We start from the raw sequence: 20,215 nt of genomic DNA on the forward strand, positions 1-20,215 counted from the left end.
ATAGACTGCAAAAGTAGTAAAAGAATGATGAATTATGAACGATAAACAATGTTTTTTTATTCATCGCTCACAATTCATCGGTTGTGGCTGCTTAAACTGCTTTCTGGTACCGCTCATCGGCGCCTTTCCAGTCGACGAGGTTCCACCAGGCAGCAATATAATCCGGACGTTTATTCTGGTATTTCAGGTAGTAAGCGTGTTCCCACACGTCCAGACCCAGGATTGGCGTACCTTTTTGTTCGGCTACATCCATCAGCGGGTTATCCTGGTTCGGCGTTGAGGTAACCGCCAGTTCGCCATTCGACGTAACAATCAGCCACGCCCAGCCGGAACCGAAACGCGTGGTAGCTGCTTTGGCAAACTCTTCTTTGAAAGCGTCAAATGAACCGAACTTCTGGGTAATGGCTTCAGCCAGTTTGCCGGTTGGTTCGCCACCACCATTGGGTGACAGAATGCCCCAGAAAAAGGTGTGATTCCAGTGCCCACCGCCATTATTCCGAACTGCTACAGGATGTTTGCTGACTTCGGCTACCAATTCTTCCAGCGATTTGCCTTCCAATTCGGTACCGTTTACCGCATTGTTCAGATTAGTCACATACGTGTTGTGGTGTTTGCCGTGGTGAATTTCCATCGTCTGCTGATCGATGTGGGGTTCCAGCGCGTTGCTCGGATAAGGAAGGGGAGCTAATTCGAAAGCCATATTGTGATGTGTTAAGGTTAGACATACAGTAAAGTTGTCAAACGCGATAACAGTGACTTTTGAATTTATGTTCGTAAACGCCGAAAAAAGTTGCTGAGCAGATGAAGACTTTCTGGGGCCAGAACGCCCGTTGTGAGCTGAGTCTTAGGGTGTAAAATGGAAGGTTGAACGGATGAAAAACCGCGTTTGGGATCAGGAGCGCCAATCACAATTCGGCCAATTTGTGCCCAGAACAACGCCCCAGCGCACATGACACAGGGCTCCAGCGTGACATACAGGGTACAGTCGGGCAGGTACTTGGAGCCAAGGTATTGTTCGGCGGCTGTCAGAGCCAGTAATTCGGCATGGGCCGTTACGTCGGTCAGCCGCTCGGTTTGGTTGTACCCCTTGGCAATGATTCGGTTGCGGCACACAATAACCGCACCCACCGGAATTTCTCCCTCTTCGAAGGCGTTCTCGGCCTGGTCAAGGGCAATGCCCATAAAATAGTCGTCGTTCAACATGGAGGAAAGATTTTCCCTTCGCCCAATTGTTGCGGGACGAGGGGAAAACCGTTACTGTTTCATCAGCTTCCGAATGGTTTTTCGATCGCCAATCTGAATTTGCAGGAAATAATAACCGGCCGCTTGCTGGCTCAAATCCAGCTTGGTCTGCCGTTCGCGGGTGGTTAATTTTTTGGCAACGCGGCCACTCTGGTCTGTCAGTTGAAGAAGTGCTGGTTCTTTTTGTAGCGGCAGATCAATATCAACCGTCAATATGCTTTCGGTCGGAACCGGGAACACCTTCACTACCGTCAGCAGCGGATCGGGCTCCATTCCCAGTACCGGAAGTACCCGAATAATGGCTGTTCCCGTTGCCGTTCCGACGCCACAGGTATTGCTGATCGAACTGGCGGTGTACGTGATGGACCGGACCGGGGTTACCGTAACAATATGCGGATTGGTACTGGTTGTTACTTTGGTCGTTTTCAGATCATCCTTATACTCAAACGTCCAGGGGCCATCGCCTGTGAATGCAAACGAAAGCGGAGTGCTTTCATTGTCGTAAATATCTTTCGTGCCCGTCAGCGCTACCGTCGGTAAAGCCCGGATGTTCAGGATCGTCGGACTGTTACTGCCCGGCACCGGTACCTGCGGATTGGTCGCCGTCACCCGAACGCGGTACAATCCCTGGGCCAGCGTGGTTGGAACGGGGGCTGTAATGGGGCTTTGCATCGCTCCGGTTCCAAATTCAGTCTTGTTCACAAACGCTGTGTCCGTCATGGCCGCGAGTTCAATTTTAAACGTGTTTCCCGGCATAAACTCACCCGAGGTCGTAAAAGGAACTTGAAGGGAGGTTCCAACACAAACCGTTGTCATCGACAAGGCATTGGTAGTAACTGTCGGAATTACGGTGTTAACCGTAAATGTGCCGATTGGTGTGCCGGAGCCGCAGGAGTTCGAAACATTCGTGATGGTGTAAATGGTGCTCTTTTTCGTCGGCAGCAGGTTGATTTCTTTCTGCATCGTTTCCGACGTGCCCCGGGTACCGTCTGACAGCGTATAACTGAACGGCGGAACGCTGGTGAAGGCGATGGTAACCGGAACGGTTTTTCCCAGATTAACCGTTGTGGTTCCCTCAATTTTGGCCGTCGGTGGCGCATTCACGATCAACCGAATTTCGGCCCGGCGGCTTTCACAGCCGTTGTTTCCGCGCTGCGTCACGTAATAAGAATCGCCTTCTGGTTTGGTCGAAACATTGGCGGTTGGTGGAACGGGCGCAGTAGACGACTCCTGGCCGTAAGGGTTGATCCACTTCAGATTCTGGCCCGAAGCTTCCAGTGCTTTGGCCGTTGCGTTCTGGCAGTACGTCACCGGACTCACCACGGAGGGTCTGACGGTTACATTAACTTTGTAGCTAAACGTCTGCTTTTCACTTTCGCAACCGTCAACGGTTTGGGTCGTTTTGTAAGTGTATGAGGTTTCCTGATCGACGTTGGTGGCCGGTTTGGGCGCTTCACCGAGCAGTTGGTCGTTTTGCGTAAACCATTTGATTCCCTGACCAGTGGCCGCCAACGCTTCAACCGGAGCGTCCTGACATACTTCCGCTTTGCTGGTTACCTGCGGGGCTGCTGGCAGTGGTTTTACCCGAATTTGGGTTCGGGCCTTCGGGCCTTCGCACGACTTGATTGTCTGACTGACGAAAAACACAAAAGTCCCGGCGTTGTCGGTATTTTGAGTGGTATTGGTTACAACCGCTGTCGAATCACTTCCGTACCACTTCAGATTTTCGCCGTTTGCCGTCAGCGTTACCGGATTCTCCTTCTGGCATACCTCCGGTCGGTTGATGGTGACCGTAGGGGCCGATGGTGTTGGGTTGACGGTTACCTTGATTTCCGTCTTGTCGCTCGTGCAGCCACTAACGGTTTGCGTAACGGCGTAGGTGTAAGTCTGGGCCGTTGCGTTTGGAATGGCCGGAGCCGAAGTAGATGTTGCGCTGGTCGGGCCGGTCCAGAGTTGTGTTGCACCGGTTTCAAACGTGGCCGTTAGCAACGGTGCCTTGGTGTTCTGGCAAAATTCAAGGGCAGGATCTGTTACTCCCGGTTTGCCCGGTTTTCTTTTAACGGTAATCACGATAGAATCTTTGAGACCTTCGCAGCCGTTAACGGTTTGCGTCGCCAGGTAGTACTGCGTTCCGGCTTGATCGGTGGGTGGCGTTGGGGCCGCGCTAACTTTTCCTTTGGAATCGTACCATTGAATGTTTCTACCAGTAGCATCCAAAGCTGTAGCTTTATCACCCTGGCAATAAGGGCCGGCTGATGCAATGGTCGGCTTGGCTGGCAAAGGATTGACAACGACTTTCAAGGCAGCTCGCTCACTTGTACAGCCATTAACCGTTTGCGCAACGTAAAAAGTGGTTGTCGCGGTGGTACTGGTTGATGGCGTTGGGACTCCCGCTAACGGTGATCCACCCGTTGAAGCTGAATACCAGGTTAATGTTGCACTTGAAGCTTTCGTTACGTTTTGTTCCAGATTTGCAACCGGGCCATTGAGGCAGGCTGCAATATCTGTTGTGGCTGGCGCTTGCGGTTTTTCTTTAATCGTAACCGTAATTTTTACTTCATCGCTGACACAGCCATCTACGCGTTGACGGACGGTATAGGTGAACGTGCCCGGAATAGAAGTGCTGGGCCGTGGAGCCGTGCTAGTGTTCGTAACTCCAGGACCACTCCATTCCAAGATACCGCCGGTGCTTGCCGTAGCCTTTAAGGGAGAAATTGTATCGTTCAAGCAGCGAGAGAAGTCATTTTGGGGAACCGTTGGAGCGGCTGGCAGCGGTTTCACCGTGACGACAACGGCGGTTTTAGGACCTTCACAACCGTTGACGGTTTGGCTGACGTAATATGTTTTGCTACCAGCGGTTTTCGTGTCGGGGGTAATGGCGTCTACACTCGTGTTGCTGGTAGCGGTTTCATACCATTTCAAATTCTGGCCCGTTGCGGTCAGTACCTTGGCAGTTTCGTTTTGGCAGTAGGCTACGGCGCTGGTGGCAACAGGAGCCGATGGGATGGCATTGACCGTTACAGCGATAGATGCTTTCGGGCTTTCGCAACTCCCACCAACGGTTTGACTGACTGAGTACGTCGTGACGCCCGTGTTACCCGTAGACGGCGTGGGGGGAGCGGCCAAAACTTTCCCCTGAGGATCATACCAGGTTAGCGTGCCTCCGCTGGCGGCAACCGCCGAAAGGGGCGATGCTGCAGCACCGGCACAATAATTAACGGCAGAAACCGTCGGTGCGGGGGGAGTGGCTTTTACTTCAACGGCAATTTCGGTTCGATCACTTTCGCAGCCATTCACGGTTTGGCTGACATAAAATTTGAAGGTGCCTGCCGTGTTGGTAGTCGGCACGTTGGAAATCTGGTTTCCGGCCGTCGCGGCATCATACCACTTCAGATTTTGGCCGGTGGCGGTTAATGCCGTAGCTGTCTGACCCTGGCAGTAGGCTGAAGTCGTTCCGGATACGGGGGATGAGGGTTTTGCTCTAACGGTTACGGCGAGCGAAGCCCGGGGACTTTCACAACCGTTTAGGGCTTGACTAACGTAGTACGTCGTGGTACCGGTTGCGCTGGTTGGTGGGGTAGGCGCGGTAGCGGAAGCCGTACCGCCGGTTGCATCGGTTCCGTACCAGGTCAGTGTCGCACCGTTAACTGCTGTGGCGATCAATGGCGTTGCCGGAGCGCCCTGGCATACTGTCACGGAACTGGTACCGGGGGCGGGAGTGGAAGTGACGATTACTTTTATTTCGGCCCGTGGGCTTTCACAACCGCCAACAACCTGACTGACGAAGTAGGTGGTTGTTCCCGAAGCATTGGTCGGTGGAGTAGGTGGGCCCGAGAGGGGATTATCGTTCGACGCGAACCATTTTAGCGTAGCTCCACTGGCCGCAGTAGCTGTAAGCGGTGATGATGAGACGCCCTGACAGTACGAAACATCCGATGCACCCGGAGCACTGGGCGAATTGATGGTCAATGGCGTTGTGCTAACGGTTCCGTTTACGGCCGGACTGGAGGAAACAACGCGAATGCGATAGCCTGTTCCGTTCAATCCAGCCGGGATGATTCCACTGAGAGGAGTGGTAGTTCCCGTTCCGATTTCGGTGAAACTGCTCCCGGTTGCCGGAGCAATTTCCACTTTAAAAGTATTGCCAGTTCCAAAAGTCCCTGAGGTGGAGAAAGGAACGGAAATGGATGCGCCCGCACAGAGAGAAGACACAGACAGAGGACCTGTGGTTATTGTCTGGGCCTGAGCTCTCGCCATTCCAATGCATCCTAAAAGCACAACCAGCAAAAGAAAACTCAGACGTATAGATTTATTCATACCCAACCAGTTAAGAAGGAGCGGATTCGTTTAACTTCGTATTAGTCAGAAAGATTACCCAAAAGTACAAATTACATCGACTGATAAATAATCTCGTGGATTTGCCGACGGATTTTTTGGGTGTTGATGAGCGTATTTCCGGCGCTCGGGTGAACCCGGTTGGACAGAAAAATGAAGACAAGATCATAATCAGGATCTACCCAAATGACATTACCGGTAAAACCGGTATGGCCAAATGAACGGGGAGATACCTGCGTCGCGTGGTAAACACTGTTGCCATCCACTTCAGGTTTATCCCAACCCAGAACGCGGTGGCTGCGGTCACTTTGCGTGCGAACAAAAAGTGGCACCGTGCCCGGCATCAGAAACCGTTGCCCTCCATAATTACCCCGTTGCAGGTTCATCTGGAGGATTTTGGCAATATCCGTTGCGTCGCCAAACAGCCCGGCGTGCCCCGATATTCCTCCCTGCAAAGCCGCCAATTGGTCATGAACTGTTCCCTGTAACAGCGAATGGCGGAAATAGGTGTCCTGTTCGGTTGGCGCTATACGATTGCCGGGATGGCCCTGGAGTGGGTTAAAGCAAAGCGTTGAAATACCCAGCGGTTTGAAGAGGTTTTCGGCAATGAAAACATCCAGCGGTTGTTTTGCTACCCGCTCCACGAGTTTCTGGAGAATGACAAAACTCAGGTCGCTATACACGTAATTGTAACGACCTGCTTCATCGACCCGGTTGGTCAACGGAGTACGAACGATCCATTGCCAAATCGAGTCGCGCAGGGCTGGTGCGGCAAACAACGTTGGCCCAACTTGTAACGAATGCAAACTATCCCGAACGGAGCGGAACTCGGCTGTGCTGAGCGCTTTCGACCGCTCGATGGCCCGCGACAGACCGGCCGGTAATCCCGTTTGATGCAACAGTACATCGCTCACGGTCATGTTTCGTTTGCTGCCGTTCTGAAACTCGGGTAAATAATAGGCAACCTTTTGGTTCAGGTCAATCGCTCCACGCTCCTGCAACAACATAATGCCCTGCAACGTGGCCAGGACTTTCGTAAGTGAAGCAAGGTCGTATAAGGTCTCGTCTGTTACACGCTCAAAGCTGTTGTACGACAGGGTGCCAAAACTTTTGTCGAAAACAACTTTACCTTTCCGGGCAACCAGCACCTGGCAGCCAGGGAATGCCCGATCCCGGATGGCTTTTTGAATAACGGTTTCGATGTGTCGTAACTGGCCGGAACGCATACCGACACTTTCGGGAAGGCTGTAGGCCAGGCGTTGATTGGGAGCCGTCAAGATGCCATTGCCAATTTTCCAGTCGCCGACGGTAACGGGCATCACCCCTTTCGCCGGAACGGCACCGAACAGGACTTGAGGCACTACACGCTGCATCTCCTCGCCATCTTCGTAAGCGCACAAAACCGCATCGGCTTCCGTGCCAGCAAACGGGCGCAGGGCGTAAGCCGAACCGAAAGCGCATACCACCACGCGAACGCCCTTCTGCTTCAATCGGCTGATCAGGTTCAGGGATGCATTCGTTACCCCGTAGTTCCAGCGGGAGGAAGGGCTCAGGCGGTGATAGCTAATAACAACCAGATTGGCATCCCCAATTTGATTTACAATTTCATCGACGTTGCGGTCGCTCGACGGTTTTTCGCTGTAAGTAAGCTGTTTGATGGGCGCATACCGTCCCAGCATTTTTTGAAATGGGTTGCCGTAGTCGGTTCCAATCGAAACCGATGCCAGACGCAGTGTGTCCAGCGTACCGATTGGCAAGACATTATTGGTGTTTTTTGCCAGGGTAACGGCTTGTTCACAAAGCTCCTGTTTTAGCAGTTGTGCTTCGGAAGAATTCAGGTCGCGGTTGAGGTTTTCAAGAGCAATGGGCTGGTACTTGTCCAACCCTGTCCAGTACTTGGCCCGCAGGATTTTCTTTACTTTTTCGTCAATTAACGTCTGAGAAATCTTGCCCTGTTCAACCGCGTCAGCAATTTTGTGGACGGCATCCGGAACGTTTTCCGGGTACAGCAGCACGTCGTTGCCGGCCATCAGGGCCCGCAAATTGATTTCTTCCGCCGGAAGTTTTCCCACGCCGTTCATATTCAACGCGTCGGTGAAAACCAGCCCACGGAAACCCAGCTCCTTCTTCAGCAGATCCGTTACGATTTTCTCGGACAAGGTTGCTGCCAGTCGGGGAGTGTTGTCAACCACCGGAACGTGCAGATGCCCGGTTACAACGCCCATTAGACTATCTGCAATGAGTTTGCGGAACGGATACAGTTCAATATCATTGAGCTGAGTAGCGGATCGGCTGATGGTTGGGAGCGTCAGGTGGGAATCGCTACTGGCGTCGCCATGACCGGGAAAATGCTTGGCTGTGGCAATAACGCGCGTGTGCTGCAAGCCCTTCATGTACGCAATGGCTTTCAACGCTACGTTTTCCTTCGATTCGCCGAACGAGCGGTTGCCTATCACCGGATTCGCCGGATTGCTGTTGATGTCGGAAACTGGAGCAAAATTGATGTGAATGCCTAGTCGCTGGCATTGACGGCCGATTTCAGCGCCCATGCGGTAAACAACGGCGGTGTCACGAATGGCACCCAGCGTCATTTGCTTGGGAAAGTCCATGGTGCTGTCGAGCCGCATGCCTAAGCCCCACTCACCGTCGATCCCGATCAGCAGCGGAACATTCGCAGCTGCCTGATAGCGGTTGGTTAAAACTGCCTGGCGGAAGGGGCCGCCCTGAAAGAAAATCAGCCCGCCAATGTTGTAGTGACGAACCAGGGTTTCGATGTATTGATAATGGGCTTCGTCGCGGTTAGAGAACGTGGCCACCATAAAAAACTGCCCGATCTTCTGCTCCTGAGTCATCGTCCGGAAAACGCTGTCTACCCAGCGTTGTTGCTGCGGAGTGGAGCGCAAAACCTCGACCGGATGGGCCAGAACTTTAGGCCGCCAGGCAGTTGGTTGGGCTGCGGATATAACCGGCTTTTCTTTAGAGAAGGACGCTAAGAAATTCGATGAGAAGACGTGACGCCACGTAGGCCGGGTTAGGCCAGAGCGATCCCATCCAAAAGCTGTCAAAAAACCGGCCACCAACAGAGCCACCACCACCCGAGAGACAACTTTAATTCGCATTTTGGTTAAGAAGTACAGTTACGTCTGCGTGTACAGATTAATCCATTTCAACGATAAAATTAATTAAATAAGGAAAATTTGCCTAATAAAAACGCAGGATGTTCCCCAATGTTGTATATAAAATTGGGTTGGTAACCCGATGTTGGCTTTGCAAAACAAAGGGATTTAGACGCTCCCGGCTAGTTTTCGGTCCCCAGAAGCTTGCGGAAAGAAGGGCAATTCTTGTGCCACAAAAAAAGCGATGCTACACATTTAGTTGTAGCATCGCTGATTGAAAACGGGAACGATCCGGCTTTACAAAAACTTTTTGCGCAGCATAACCCACGTCTGGATGAACGACGGAGCTGCCACTTTAACACAGGTTGTGAAGGCAGACTTGTCAGTAACCGTCGTTGTTTTGCAGACCATCGGCTTGTATTGCTTTGCTTTGCGGTGAGCCGAAAATAGATTGTGCGGATGGCCCATAGCCGAAGCGTTCAGGCTGGCACTAAGCAACAAAAAAATGACTACTAACTTCTTCATACTCTTCACGGGTTGACCCCTTGTTAAGTTCTTTACAAAGATATAGGTTTTATATCGTACCTTGCAATACATAGTACCTTGTTTTTGCTCAAAAGTTTTTAAGCGGTACTATAGATTGATGAACGGTATTGACTTCCCTATTTTATATTCTGATAACTCCGTTGTTGAGACGCAGGAAAGAGAAAAAGGTAACGTAAAAATATCCGACCTAATCCTTAAGCGCCTACTAAAAATAGGCGAACTGTCTGAAACCTGCGACCAACCAACGGATAGACGGGATGAAATTCAGGGGCCAGATGCTAACTAGCCGTTTTCACCGGACGAAATTAAGGGATGACGATTCGTTTGACAGCACCATCGTCGTTCTGAGTGACATTTATGAAATAAACGCCCTTCGCTTTCTTATCAATGTCAATCTGACCAGCGTAATTGCCAGAAAAATCCTTCACCGATTTTTTGGCGACTTCTTTTCCATCGGGGGTCGTTACCCGGATCTGGACATCCCCTTTGACCGGGGCGCTGAAACGGACGTTCAACTGACTGGTTTCCGGATTATTGGGGTAAACCTGGAGGTTTCGGATGGTCGAAGCTTTTGATCCTTCTTCCAGTGACCAGCTCCAGTTGCGGAATGAATCTTCCATCCGTTGGCCGAAATTTTCGGGCCAGCTGAATTCGAGCCGTTTAATTCGGTCGGCCAGTGAGTCGGTATCAAACCGGTAGCGGTTTTGCAGCTTGCCATCCTTGTAGTACCGGAATTCATTCGGACCGGACGGACGGTTTGGGCGACGGGCCGTGATATCACCGTTTTTGCGTTTGATAATCCGCTCGGAACTATGGCTGCGGTTCATGGTATGTTCGCTTTCATTATCGTCAATTACAATGGTAATCTGGCCTTTGTCGTGGCCGCGTTTGGTTCGGATTGAATCCACCAGCCGGTTGACCAGCGCGTCCCGCTCGTCGTCCCGCATACCATCCAGCCGATAACTCCGTTCTAATTCACGGACTTCACCACCATTTGTACGTTCGATAATTTTCACGTTGATGCTGTTTTTGTCAGCATCCGTCTTCTTGTCGGATTGGGCCAGCGTGGGGGCCGACCAGCCGCTTGCCAGCGCAACGGCCAGCATCAGGCGATAGCGAATTCCAGATAAGGTGATCATGTTATTTGTCGTTTTTGCAGTTAGAAAACACTGCAAACCTAGGGCAATTCGGATTGTTTCGTTGTTAAAGTATGTTAAATGGGTGTGACGCCTTTAGCCCTTGGGCTGCGCGTTTCGTAATTTTATGAGAGCAACAGTTAATAGATGCAAACGCGAACCCAAAAGTTGCATCAGGAGAAATAAAAAATGACAAAACAACGCATACGCTGGATTGCCGTGCTGATGACAGTAGGGTTGTTGGGGCTGATTTCCCTGCAGCTTTATTGGATCGATAATGCGCTGTCTTTGCAAAAACAGCAGTTTGATTCGCGGGTGACCGACGGTTTGCAGGAGGTTGTCCGGACGTTGGAACGGCAGGAAATTCTGTACCTGGCCCGCCAGCGCATGAATCAGCAGCAACAGCAGAAGCAGTTGATGGCTATCTCCCGGCCTACCAGTACGAAAGCCGCCGAAAAAACCGTCAAAAAAACTCCAGTAGAACCTTCGGGGCCGCTCATTGCCCAGCAGGTTCAGGAAACAAAACCGTTGATTTCAGAACCAGAAAACGCCAACGGCGCAGTTCCAATCCGGATTTGGCAACAAACGCAGGTGTCGCCCTCCGATGCCTTGCATTCGGATTTTCAGAAGCTGTCCGACGTGCAGCAGAAGCATTTCGAAGATCTGGTTCGGCAGCAGGATGCGCTGGGGCCCGACGCGCTCTGGGACTTGCAAATGCAGCAGCAACGACATTTTAACCGCCTGGTTGATCAGGTATTCGAGCGTCAGCTGAGGCTCATGTATGGCCCTCCCGTGGTGGATAGTATACGGATTATCCAAAAACCGATTAAGCGCGAACAACTGGCGCTGAAAATCCGCCCGAAGCGGAAAACAACGACGCCGATGTCCGTATCCGCAGCCACCTCGAAAGCGGGGCGGCAAAAGGTGGAACAACAATCCGAAATGGTGAAGGGCGTTGTTCGGGATTTATTATTTGCCAACCGCCCGATCGAAAGCCGCGTCAACCGAACCGTGCTGGATTCGTTGCTCAAGGAGACCATGGCCGACCGCGGTATCACGATTCCGTTTGAATACGGCGTTCGGACGAGTGCCGCCAGTGGACTGACCAAACCGCAGTTGTTGTTTGCGTCGCATTCGCAGAATCAGCTCTCGGATAAAAAGAAGGTGTACAAAGCCGTGCTGTTTCCCAATAATTTTCTGGAGAAAGGCAATTATGTGTACGTTTATTTCCCGGATCAGCAGCAGTTCATCTGGCGAAAAATGACCGCTATCCTGGCCGGATCGGCGGTATTGGTGCTGGTGATTATGGCGTGTTTCTACGTCGCCATCAACACCATTTTACGGCAGAAAAAACTGGCTGACATTAAGAACGATTTTATCAACAACATGACCCACGAGTTCAAAACGCCTATTTCTACCATCTCGCTGGCGGTTGAAATGGCGCAGGAGCAACTGAGTAACGGGATTGAAAAATCGGAAGAACCTGCCACACGATTGACTCGCTACATGGGAATCATCCGCGACGAAACCCGCCGGTTGGGAACACACGTCGAGAAGGTGCTGCAAATGGCACTGCTCGACCGGGCAACGGCAGGGAAAGGGGCGGTTAAACTTAAACTTTCATCGGTCAATATTCACGACACAATTGGTAATGTATTGAACACCATCGGGTTACAGATTGAGCAGAAACATGGCGAAGTACACCTGGATTTTGAAGCCGCCGACGAAATTGTGGAGGCTGACGAAGTGCATCTGAGCAATATTTTATACAATTTGCTGGACAATGCCATTAAATATTCGCCTGAGCAACCCGACATTACCATCCGGACGCGGAATGTTGATAATGGTCTTAGTGTTACCGTGGCGGATCAGGGAATCGGGATGACCAAAGAGCAGCTTAACCGAATTTTTGAGAAATTTTACCGGGTTCCAACGGGCAATTTACACGATGTTAAGGGGTTCGGCCTGGGGCTGAGTTACGTGAAAAAGATGGTGGAAGAACACCACGGTACGATTCAGGTGACGAGCCAACTGGGAAAAGGTAGTTCGTTTGAGTTAATTTTGCCATACCATCAATCATAACCCTTCTGATTACCCCTGCCATGCGCTGAACAGCTCTGATTTATTTATACAGGGTTGATCAGAGAACAGTAGAGGTGATCGGAGAAAACAGCAATATGCCTAAGCTCTTACTGGTTGAAGATGACCCGAACCTGGGTCTGTTGTTGCAGGAGTACCTGAGTTCGAAAGGATATGATACAGACCTGGCTACCGACGGGAATCAGGGCTGGCAGCGGTTTGTCGACCACGCCTACGATTTATGTCTGTTCGACGTGATGTTGCCAAAGAAAGACGGTTTTTCGCTGGCCAAGGAAGTCCGGATGTCGGGTCGGGATATTCCAATTATTTTCCTGACGGCCAAGTCAATGAAAGAAGATACCATTCAGGGATTCCGGATTGGGGCCGATGATTACATGACCAAACCGTTCAGCATGGAAGAGTTGTTGCTGCGGATTCAGGCCATTCTCCGCCGGTATCACAAAGTGGATGAAGTGCAGCAGCCAACTACGTACCAGATCGGTTCGTTTTCGTTTGACTTTGCCCACCAACTTCTGACCCGCAACGGCACAGACGTGAAGCTGACCAGCAAGGAAGCCGCGCTGCTGAAGTTATTTGCCCAAAACAAAAACCAGCCGCTCAGCCGGAGTTTTGCGCTGAAACTCATCTGGGGCGATGATTCGTATTTCAACGCCCGCAGCATGGATGTTTATATTACCAAGCTCCGCAAATACCTGAAAGAAGACGAATCCGTACAGATCGTTAACCTGCACGGCGAAGGATTTAAACTGATGGCTTGATTTTCTTGCCCATTACCGAACGTAGCGGGGAATCTTTGACGTTCTCAAAAAGAGACGCCGGGTTCTCCGCTGCGTTTTTCTATCAATAAAAGTACGACCTTTGTCATCGAATTTATTCGTATTGCCATGTTAAGACGACCCCGCAGAAATAGAAAATCGCCCGTCATTCGGGACTTAGTGCAGGAAAACTCCCTATCGCTCCATGATCTGATTTACCCCATGTTTGTAATGGAAGGAGAGGGTGTGCGCTCCGAAATTGCGTCCATGCCGGGTGTGGCCCGTTTTTCACTGGATTTGTTGCTGGAAGAAATTCAGGAGTGCGTTGATCTGGGATTGCGGACCTTCGCCCTGTTTCCGAATCTGTCTGAAAGTAAAAAAGATAAATATGCGACGGAAAGCTACAATCCCGAGGGGCTGTACCTGCAAGCCATCAAAGCGATTAAAAGCCGTTTTCCGGACGTTGCCCTAATGACCGATGTGGCCATGGATCCCTACAGCTCCGATGGCCACGACGGTATCGTAAAAGAAGGGCCAAATGGAGTGGAAATCGTGAACGATGACACATTGGTAGTGTTGGGCAAAATGGCCTTGGCGCAGGCCCGCGCGGGAGCGGATATTATCGGCCCGTCGGATATGATGGACGGACGAATCGGTTACATCCGCGAAGTACTGGACGCCGAAGGCTTCACAAATGTTTCGATCATGGCCTACACGGCGAAATACGCGGGTGCTTTTTATGGTCCTTTCCGGGATGCGCTTGATTCGGCTCCGCGGTTTGGTGATAAGAAAACCTATCAGATGAACCCCGCCAACAGCCGTGAAGCCCTCATCGAAGCCGAGCTGGACTACGCCGAAGGGGCCGATTTCCTGATGGTCAAACCGGCGATGGCTTACCTGGACATCATTAAATTGCTGAACGATAATTTTGATTTGCCCATTGCTGCTTACAACGTTAGCGGAGAATATGCGATGGTAAAAGCCGCAGCCGCCAATGGCTGGATCGACGGCGAGCGGGCTATGCTCGAAATCCTGACGGCCATGAAACGGGCCGGTGCCAAAATAATCCTGACGTATTTTGCGAAAGAAGTAGCCCAGCTTCGAAAATCATAAGACTTTAAAAACGGTAGCGGGCGGTTACGGTTTCCCGGTCTACCTTTGTAGCATGAGCAGTATTTTGATCCGCAACGCCCGTCTGGTGAACGAAGGCCGTGTCCGCGAGACCGACGTATTTTGTAAAGACGGTTTTATCGAACAAATCAGTTCCGGACTGAACCAACCGGCTGATACCGTCATCGACGCGAATGGTAATTATTTGTTGCCGGGCGTGATTGATGATCAGGTCCATTTTCGCGAACCCGGTTTGACCCACAAAGCCACTATTCAGTCGGAAGCCCGGGCGGCCGTGGCCGGGGGCGTCACGAGCTTCATGGAAATGCCCAATACCGTTCCGAACGTATTGACGCAGGAATTGCTGGCTCAGAAATACGAGATTGCCGCCCGAACGTCGCTCGCCAACCATTCGTTTTTCATGGGCGGCTCGAACGACAACCTGGACGAAGTGTTGAAAACCGATCCGACAGCGGTTTGTGGCATCAAGATTTTCATGGGTTCGTCGACGGGGAATATGCTCGTCGATAATGTAAAAGTACTGGAAGATGTGTTTCGGGAAAGTCCGATGCTGATTGCCACCCATTGCGAAGATGAAGCCACCATCCGGGCCAACTCGGCGCATTATCGGGAATTGTACGGCGATTCGGCAACGGCGGCCATCCATCCGCTCGTGCGTAATGAAGAAGCCTGTCTGAAATCCTCATCGCTGGCGGTCGAGCTGGCTCGGAAGTATAATACCCGGCTGCACATTCTGCACATTTCGACCGCCGATGAATTACCACTGTTTGACAATACCGTTTCGCTAAAAGAAAAACGGATTACTGCCGAAGTGTGCGTACACCACCTGTGGTTTGATGCTGACGATTACGAACGGCTGGGAAACCTGATCAAGTGCAATCCGGCCATCAAAGCTCCGCATCACAAACCGCAACTGTGGCAGGCGTTGCTCGACAATCGGCTGGACATTATTGCTACTGACCACGCTCCGCATACGTGGGATGAAAAGCAACAGGCTTACTGGCAGGCTCCGTCGGGACTGCCGCTGGTGCAACACCCGCTGCTGCTCATGCTGGAAGCCGTTAATCAGGGAAAATTGCCGATCGAGAAAGTAGTTGAGAAAATGTGCCATGCGCCCGCCGATTGTTTCCAGATCGACCGACGAGGGTATGTTAGGGAGGGATACTGGGCCGATCTGGTACTGGTTGAACCCGGTCAGCAAACGACGGTAGCCAAAGAAAATATTCACTACCAATGCGGTTGGTCGCCGTTGGAAGGAACGGTTTTCAACCATACCGTGACCCACACGATTGTGTCCGGGCATTTGGCGTATGCCAACGGACGATTCAATGATTCGGTACCGGGAAAACGGTTGCTGTTTGTCCGGTAATCAAAAAGGCCGACTTGTAAGTCGGCCTTTCAACTAAAAATGTATGATTAGTTAAGCGATCTTTCGCCTGTAAAAACATCGATTAAGAACAGAAAGATAGAGGGCGCTGAATTTTTCGTAACACCAGGATTTTAATTGTTTTACTTCTTCCGGTACTAGAAGGTCGATGGCTTTTTTTAATTCCTTCTCAAACAATTTCTTGTCAAAGCTAACTTTTTGAAGGATTGTCTTGATGTACTCTAGCATTGTTGCCATACCACATACTACGTTTTTTTTGGTTAGAGTTTTGAGGGTCTACTCCGATTGCAAAAGATAACCAGCGAAAGAACCATTCAGTCGCGAGCCTCTATAAATTGTAACGCGGTGTACCTATTTTTGTTGCTCAAATTTAGAGATGAAATTTTTAAAATTCCAATTATTATTTGTATTATTTTTTTATGGCCCATTGAGCCTGAAACTGTTAGCTCAAGAGCCCTCAGTTACTATTGATTTGGGTGAAACGATAATTTCGATTGAACGGCCATTTACGATTTCGGTTACCATCCAAAACAGCGATTCAAGGCCCGTTATTAATTTCCCCGTCATCAAGGGCTTCATTAAAAAAGGAACAACGACTAGTGTTACTCCGGTTGAAATCGATGGGAAAACCGTTGTTTCACAGGTTATTACCCAATCTTATTCTGCCACACGACCGGGGCAGTACCGCCTGCCGCCGTTTGAACTGGTGGTGGGCGAAACAACCATTCAGTCCGAAGAGGTCATCATCACAGTCAACTCATCCTCCCGCCTGGCTGATACCCTAATGACCCTGAACGCCCCGCCGGAGACCATTGCCAAAAACGACGTTTTTCTCTCGGTTAGTACGTCAAAAGCCGCGGTTTATACGGGCGAAGGATTTTCGTTAAAATTATCTTTTTTCGTGGCCGAATCCTATCCGTTTGAATTAACATTTTATGAACTCGATCAACAGTTGCAACAACTTCTGAAAACACTGCGCCCGGCCAATTGTTGGGAAGAAAACGAAGGCATCACAGATTTGTCGCAACGTCCGGTTTTCTTTAAGGGCAAACGGTACACGGAGTACCGCATTTATCAGGCCACTTTTTTTCCGCTCAACAAACAACCTATCGAAATTCCGTCGGTTAGTTTAAAATTGTTGCAATACCGCCCGGCACTCAAACCGGGTGGGGAACGCAAGAAAGAAATTGTTAGCTACACAACCCGCCCTTTGTCGGTCCGGGTCAATCCGCTGCCGGATCATCCCCTGCGCGATCAGGTGCCTGTCGGACAATACCGTCTGGTTGAAACGGTTTTGCGGAAAAATCCGGCGGTCGGGCAGAGTGTCCAATACAATTTTCGAATAACGGGCGAAGGAAATATTGCTTCACTGCCAGCGCCACTGGTTACTGACTCAACGACGTTCGATATCTTTCCACCCAGTTCCAAAGAAGTCATTAACCGGGCCGGAGGAAGCGTTTCGGGGTATAAAACCTTTTCTTACGCCTTGATTCCCCGGCAGAACGGTCATTTTCCGCTGGCGTCGTATTTTCAGTGGATTTACTTCAACCTGAAGCAGCAACGCTATGACACGCTGCGGTCAGCGATTGCCCTACGGGTGGGCGGAACGGCTTTACCCGAAGGCGATACGGTGCGGGTTAGCCTGCCGGGTTCCATTTATACCGGTATTGAGCAAACCGACAGCTCACTACAGCCCATCAATTTTCAGGAAATGATCCGGTTGGGCGTAAATATCCTGCTGGTAAGCATGATTCTGGGAATGATGTATTTATTTTGGAAAAAATAAGAGAGTAGTTTACAATTTAAAGTTCGACGTGAGTCGTTGGAATGCATAGTTGAACTTTAAGTCATAAACATTAAACCGTAAACGGACAGAATGAGCAGTACATACGGAACGATATTTAAGATATCTACCTTTGGAGAGTCGCACGGGGCCGCTATCGGCGTTGTCATCGATGGTTGTCCGGCGGGTTTGGAAGTGGATACCCAATTTATTCAAGCGGAACTGGATCGCCGGAAGCCCGGGCAGTCGCGTATCACGACGCAACGGCGTGAAAAGGACGAATTTCAGGTGTTGTCCGGAATTTTTGAGGGCAAAACCGAAGGGACGCCCATTAGTCTCCTGATCTGGAACGAAGATCAGCGGAGCAAGGATTACTCCCATATCTCTCAGCAATTTCGGCCATCACACGCAGACTATACGTACCAGGAAAAGTACGGTGTCCGCGATTACCGGGGTGGAGGACGAAGTTCGGCCCGTGAAACAGCCGCCCGGGTGGCTGCCGGAGCGCTGGCCAAGTTGTTGCTGAAACAACGGGGCGTTACGATTCAGGCCTATGTATCGCAGGTCGGGAAGTTAAAACTCGAAAAACCGTACCAGGAACTGGATCTGGCTAAGACCGAAGACAATGCCGTGCGTTGCCCTGACCCGGAGCTGGCCCAACAGATGTTTGATTACATCGATGAAACCCGCAAGCAGGGTGATTCGGTTGGGGGCGTGGTATCGTGTGTCATCACAGGAGCGCCCGCTGGCTGGGGGGAGCCGGTGTTTGATAAGCTTCATGCCGAACTGGGAAAATCCATGCTGAGTATCAACGCGGTAAAAGGCTTTGAGTACGGCAGCGGTTTTGCCGGTACCGAACTCCACGGTTCGGAGCATAATGACAAATTCTACATTGATCCGTCCGACGAAACGGGCCGGGTCCGGACCACAACCAATCATTCGGGCGGCATTCAGGGGGGGATTTCTAACGGCGAAGACATTTACTTTCGGGTTGCGTTTAAACCCGTTGCTACGATCATGCAGGATCAGGATAGCGTGGATGTAAATGGCAATCCGGTGGTCGTGTCAGGCAAGGGACGCCATGACCCCTGCGTAGTTCCGCGGGCCGTTCCCATTGTCGAAGCGATGGCCGCATTGGTACTGGCCGATTTTTACCTGCGAAATCAGGTGGCAAGTTTGCAGCGGATTGGTGGGTAATCCCTGGAAGATGTTATGGGTTTTGCGCCCCGATCACTCTTTCTGGAAGGGGAGAAGGGTGCTTTTGGCACTTTGTTGTGTTCTCACTGGCTGGGCGGCTCAAGCGCAGCCACTTCAACGATACACGTTTGACCGCGGGCTGTTCGGGACTGAATACCGTAAAGTTTTTTATGCTCCCAACGACAGTAGTGCCCGGGCTGTGCAAATAGCCATTGACCGCCGGATGGATTCGCTCAACGTTATCATGAGTGATTACCTGGACGGTAGTGAAATCAATCGACTTTCGGCTACGGCCGGCTCCGGTCACTGGATTCGTGTCTCTCCGGACTTATACAACGTACTCTGGCAGGCTGTTGAACTGGCCCGAAAATCTGGCGGGTTATACGACCCGACGGTTGGTCCGTTGTCACAGCTTTGGCGACGGTCCGTTCGGCGTAAGGTATTTCCTTCCCGGTCCGATCTCCGAAAAGCACATCGGCTGGTAGATTACCGCTACATTGCTTTTGATCCAATAGGGCAGAAAATACGATTGAAAAAAGCGGGCATGCGGCTGGATGTAGGCGGCATTGGTCAGGGGTTTGCTAACGATGAAGGCATGAAAGTGCTTCAGAAAATGGGTATTCATTCAGCGCTGCTGGATATTGGGGGCGATATTCGGATCAGTGAGCCGCCACCGGGCGAACCAGGCTGGCGGATTTTGACGGGCTTTGGGGCTGATACCACAACGCTATTGCTGAAACACGCGGGCATAACGGCTTCGGGGGCTACGTATCGCTACCTCGAACACCAGGGCAAACGGTATTCACACCTAATGAATCCGCGTACGGGGTTGGGGCTGCTCCATCACGTGCAGACCACAGTGCTGGCCCCTACGGGCGCACAGGCGGATGCCTTGACCAAGGTATTCAGTGTGGCCGGAATTCGGAAAAGGAAACGGTTGATCAAACGGTTTCCGGGTGTAACGGTCTGGGTGATCGAAAACCGGAACGGGAGATTACGAAGCTGGTCTTTAAGCAAAGACCCGTAAGGTTTCGATAACCTTACGGGTCTGAAATACTTTGGAGAAAATCGCCGTTTTATTTCGATGTCGCCATGACCATTCTGATATTCAGTTTGGCCCCCGTCTGCAAAACATCGACCAAGTCCTGAACGGCCAGTGTTTTGTCAACCCGTACCACAATGGTGGGTTCGGCCACGTCTTTCATCACGGTTTGCAGGGCCATCTCCAGATTATCGGGCGAAACCGGATTCTTGTCGATAAAATACCGTTTCTCAGCGTCAACCGAGAGCGTCACCTGCTTCTTGCTCAATTGCTGGGAAGAAGAAGCCTTGGGAAGCATCAACTTGATAACGTTCGGGTTGGCTACTGTTGAGATGATCAGAAAGAACAACAGCAGGAAAAACATGATGTCGTTCAGAGACGATGTTGCAACCTCGGCGGCAAACTTATGTTTTCTTCTGAATTTCATTTTTTGACGTTTAACGTC

General features: G+C 51.0%; 15 protein-coding genes. 7 read left to right on the top strand and 8 right to left on the bottom strand.

Annotation, left to right across the window (positions count from 1 at the left end; translation table 11 throughout):
- Positions 1-91 precede the first annotated feature (91 nt).
- From ACYVH9_RS01510 to ACYVH9_RS01535, 6 genes are all read right to left on the bottom strand, one after another.
- Positions 92-700: a superoxide dismutase gene (locus ACYVH9_RS01510; protein ID WP_460634520.1), complete on the bottom strand. Its 609-nt coding sequence runs from the start codon at positions 698-700 to the stop codon at positions 92-94.
- Between the two features lie 65 nt (positions 701-765).
- Entirely contained in the window at positions 766-1,203 is a 438-nt protein-coding gene (locus ACYVH9_RS01515; protein WP_460634521.1) for a nucleoside deaminase, read from the bottom strand.
- 51 nt (positions 1,204-1,254) lie between these two features.
- Positions 1,255-5,454, bottom strand: a complete 4,200-nt coding sequence (locus tag ACYVH9_RS01520) for an Ig-like domain-containing protein (RefSeq protein ID WP_460634522.1) — start codon at positions 5,452-5,454, stop codon at positions 1,255-1,257.
- Positions 5,455-5,630: 176 nt separating this feature from the next.
- A complete protein-coding gene (locus ACYVH9_RS01525) occupies positions 5,631-8,696 on the bottom strand; it encodes a glycoside hydrolase family 3 N-terminal domain-containing protein (RefSeq protein WP_460634523.1) in 3,066 nt (1,021 codons plus the stop codon).
- Positions 8,697-8,990: 294 nt separating this feature from the next.
- Positions 8,991-9,218, bottom strand: a complete 228-nt coding sequence (locus ACYVH9_RS01530) for a hypothetical protein (RefSeq protein ID WP_460634524.1) — start codon at positions 9,216-9,218, stop codon at positions 8,991-8,993.
- Positions 9,219-9,544: 326 nt separating this feature from the next.
- Positions 9,545-10,378: a T9SS type A sorting domain-containing protein gene (locus tag ACYVH9_RS01535; protein WP_460634525.1), complete on the bottom strand. Its 834-nt coding sequence runs from the start codon at positions 10,376-10,378 to the stop codon at positions 9,545-9,547.
- A gap of 186 nt (positions 10,379-10,564) precedes the next feature.
- Here ACYVH9_RS01535 and ACYVH9_RS01540 point away from each other — a divergent pair, with 186 nt between their 5' ends.
- From ACYVH9_RS01540 to ACYVH9_RS01555, 4 genes are all read left to right on the top strand, one after another.
- The gene (locus tag ACYVH9_RS01540; protein WP_460634526.1) at positions 10,565-12,457 is read left to right on the top strand and encodes a sensor histidine kinase; all 1,893 of its coding nucleotides are present in this window, start codon (positions 10,565-10,567) and stop codon (positions 12,455-12,457) included.
- 95 nt (positions 12,458-12,552) lie between these two features.
- Entirely contained in the window at positions 12,553-13,233 is a 681-nt protein-coding gene (locus ACYVH9_RS01545; protein ID WP_460634527.1) for a response regulator transcription factor, read from the top strand.
- Between the two features lie 120 nt (positions 13,234-13,353).
- Complete coding sequence (gene hemB / locus ACYVH9_RS01550; protein WP_460636433.1) at positions 13,354-14,343, top strand: porphobilinogen synthase; 990 nt, start codon at positions 13,354-13,356, stop codon at positions 14,341-14,343.
- A 52-nt stretch (positions 14,344-14,395) separates the two neighbouring features.
- A complete protein-coding gene (locus tag ACYVH9_RS01555; protein WP_460634528.1) occupies positions 14,396-15,730 on the top strand; it encodes a dihydroorotase in 1,335 nt (444 codons plus the stop codon).
- A gap of 51 nt (positions 15,731-15,781) precedes the next feature.
- Here ACYVH9_RS01555 and ACYVH9_RS01560 read toward each other — a convergent pair whose 3' ends face one another.
- Positions 15,782-15,985 carry a hypothetical protein gene (locus ACYVH9_RS01560; protein ID WP_460634529.1) on the bottom strand — a complete coding sequence of 68 codons (204 nt, stop codon included), beginning with the start codon at positions 15,983-15,985 and terminating at the stop codon, positions 15,782-15,784.
- A 235-nt stretch (positions 15,986-16,220) separates the two neighbouring features.
- Between ACYVH9_RS01560 and ACYVH9_RS01565 the strand changes: the two genes are divergently transcribed.
- From ACYVH9_RS01565 to ACYVH9_RS01575, 3 genes are all read left to right on the top strand, one after another.
- Positions 16,221-17,534 carry a BatD family protein gene (locus tag ACYVH9_RS01565; RefSeq protein ID WP_460634530.1) on the top strand — a complete coding sequence of 438 codons (1,314 nt, stop codon included), beginning with the start codon at positions 16,221-16,223 and terminating at the stop codon, positions 17,532-17,534.
- A 90-nt stretch (positions 17,535-17,624) separates the two neighbouring features.
- Positions 17,625-18,728: a chorismate synthase gene (gene aroC / locus ACYVH9_RS01570; RefSeq protein ID WP_460634531.1), complete on the top strand. Its 1,104-nt coding sequence runs from the start codon at positions 17,625-17,627 to the stop codon at positions 18,726-18,728.
- Between the two features lie 10 nt (positions 18,729-18,738).
- Positions 18,739-19,755: an FAD:protein FMN transferase gene (locus ACYVH9_RS01575; RefSeq protein WP_460634532.1), complete on the top strand. Its 1,017-nt coding sequence runs from the start codon at positions 18,739-18,741 to the stop codon at positions 19,753-19,755.
- Positions 19,756-19,804: 49 nt separating this feature from the next.
- On the opposite strand, the gene ACYVH9_RS01580 is transcribed toward ACYVH9_RS01575, so the two are convergent.
- Complete coding sequence (locus ACYVH9_RS01580; protein WP_460634533.1) at positions 19,805-20,197, bottom strand: ExbD/TolR family protein; 393 nt, start codon at positions 20,195-20,197, stop codon at positions 19,805-19,807.
- Positions 20,198-20,215: the final 18 nt, after the last annotated feature.

It is taken from the genome of Larkinella harenae, assembly GCF_054780515.1.

Bases quoted from the DNA above. Each gene is read 5' to 3' on its own strand.
- ACYVH9_RS01540 (WP_460634526.1), top strand. From the start codon at position 10,565: ATGACAAAACAACGCATACGCTGGATTGCCGTGCTGATGACAGTAGGG.
- ACYVH9_RS01545 (WP_460634527.1), top strand. From the start codon at position 12,553: ATGCCTAAGCTCTTACTGGTTGAAGATGACCCGAACCTGGGTCTGTTG.
- ACYVH9_RS01515 (WP_460634521.1), bottom strand. From the start codon at position 1,203: ATGTTGAACGACGACTATTTTATGGGCATTGCCCTTGACCAGGCCGAG.
- ACYVH9_RS01580 (WP_460634533.1), bottom strand. From the start codon at position 20,197: ATGAAATTCAGAAGAAAACATAAGTTTGCCGCCGAGGTTGCAACATCG.
- ACYVH9_RS01560 (WP_460634529.1), bottom strand. From the start codon at position 15,985: ATGGCAACAATGCTAGAGTACATCAAGACAATCCTTCAAAAAGTTAGC.
- ACYVH9_RS01535 (WP_460634525.1), bottom strand. From the start codon at position 10,378: ATGATCACCTTATCTGGAATTCGCTATCGCCTGATGCTGGCCGTTGCG.
- ACYVH9_RS01525 (WP_460634523.1), bottom strand. From the start codon at position 8,696: ATGCGAATTAAAGTTGTCTCTCGGGTGGTGGTGGCTCTGTTGGTGGCC.
- aroC (WP_460634531.1), top strand. From the start codon at position 17,625: ATGAGCAGTACATACGGAACGATATTTAAGATATCTACCTTTGGAGAG.
- ACYVH9_RS01555 (WP_460634528.1), top strand. From the start codon at position 14,396: ATGAGCAGTATTTTGATCCGCAACGCCCGTCTGGTGAACGAAGGCCGT.
- ACYVH9_RS01530 (WP_460634524.1), bottom strand. From the start codon at position 9,218: ATGAAGAAGTTAGTAGTCATTTTTTTGTTGCTTAGTGCCAGCCTGAAC.
- ACYVH9_RS01575 (WP_460634532.1), top strand. From the start codon at position 18,739: ATGTTATGGGTTTTGCGCCCCGATCACTCTTTCTGGAAGGGGAGAAGG.
- ACYVH9_RS01510 (WP_460634520.1), bottom strand. From the start codon at position 700: ATGGCTTTCGAATTAGCTCCCCTTCCTTATCCGAGCAACGCGCTGGAA.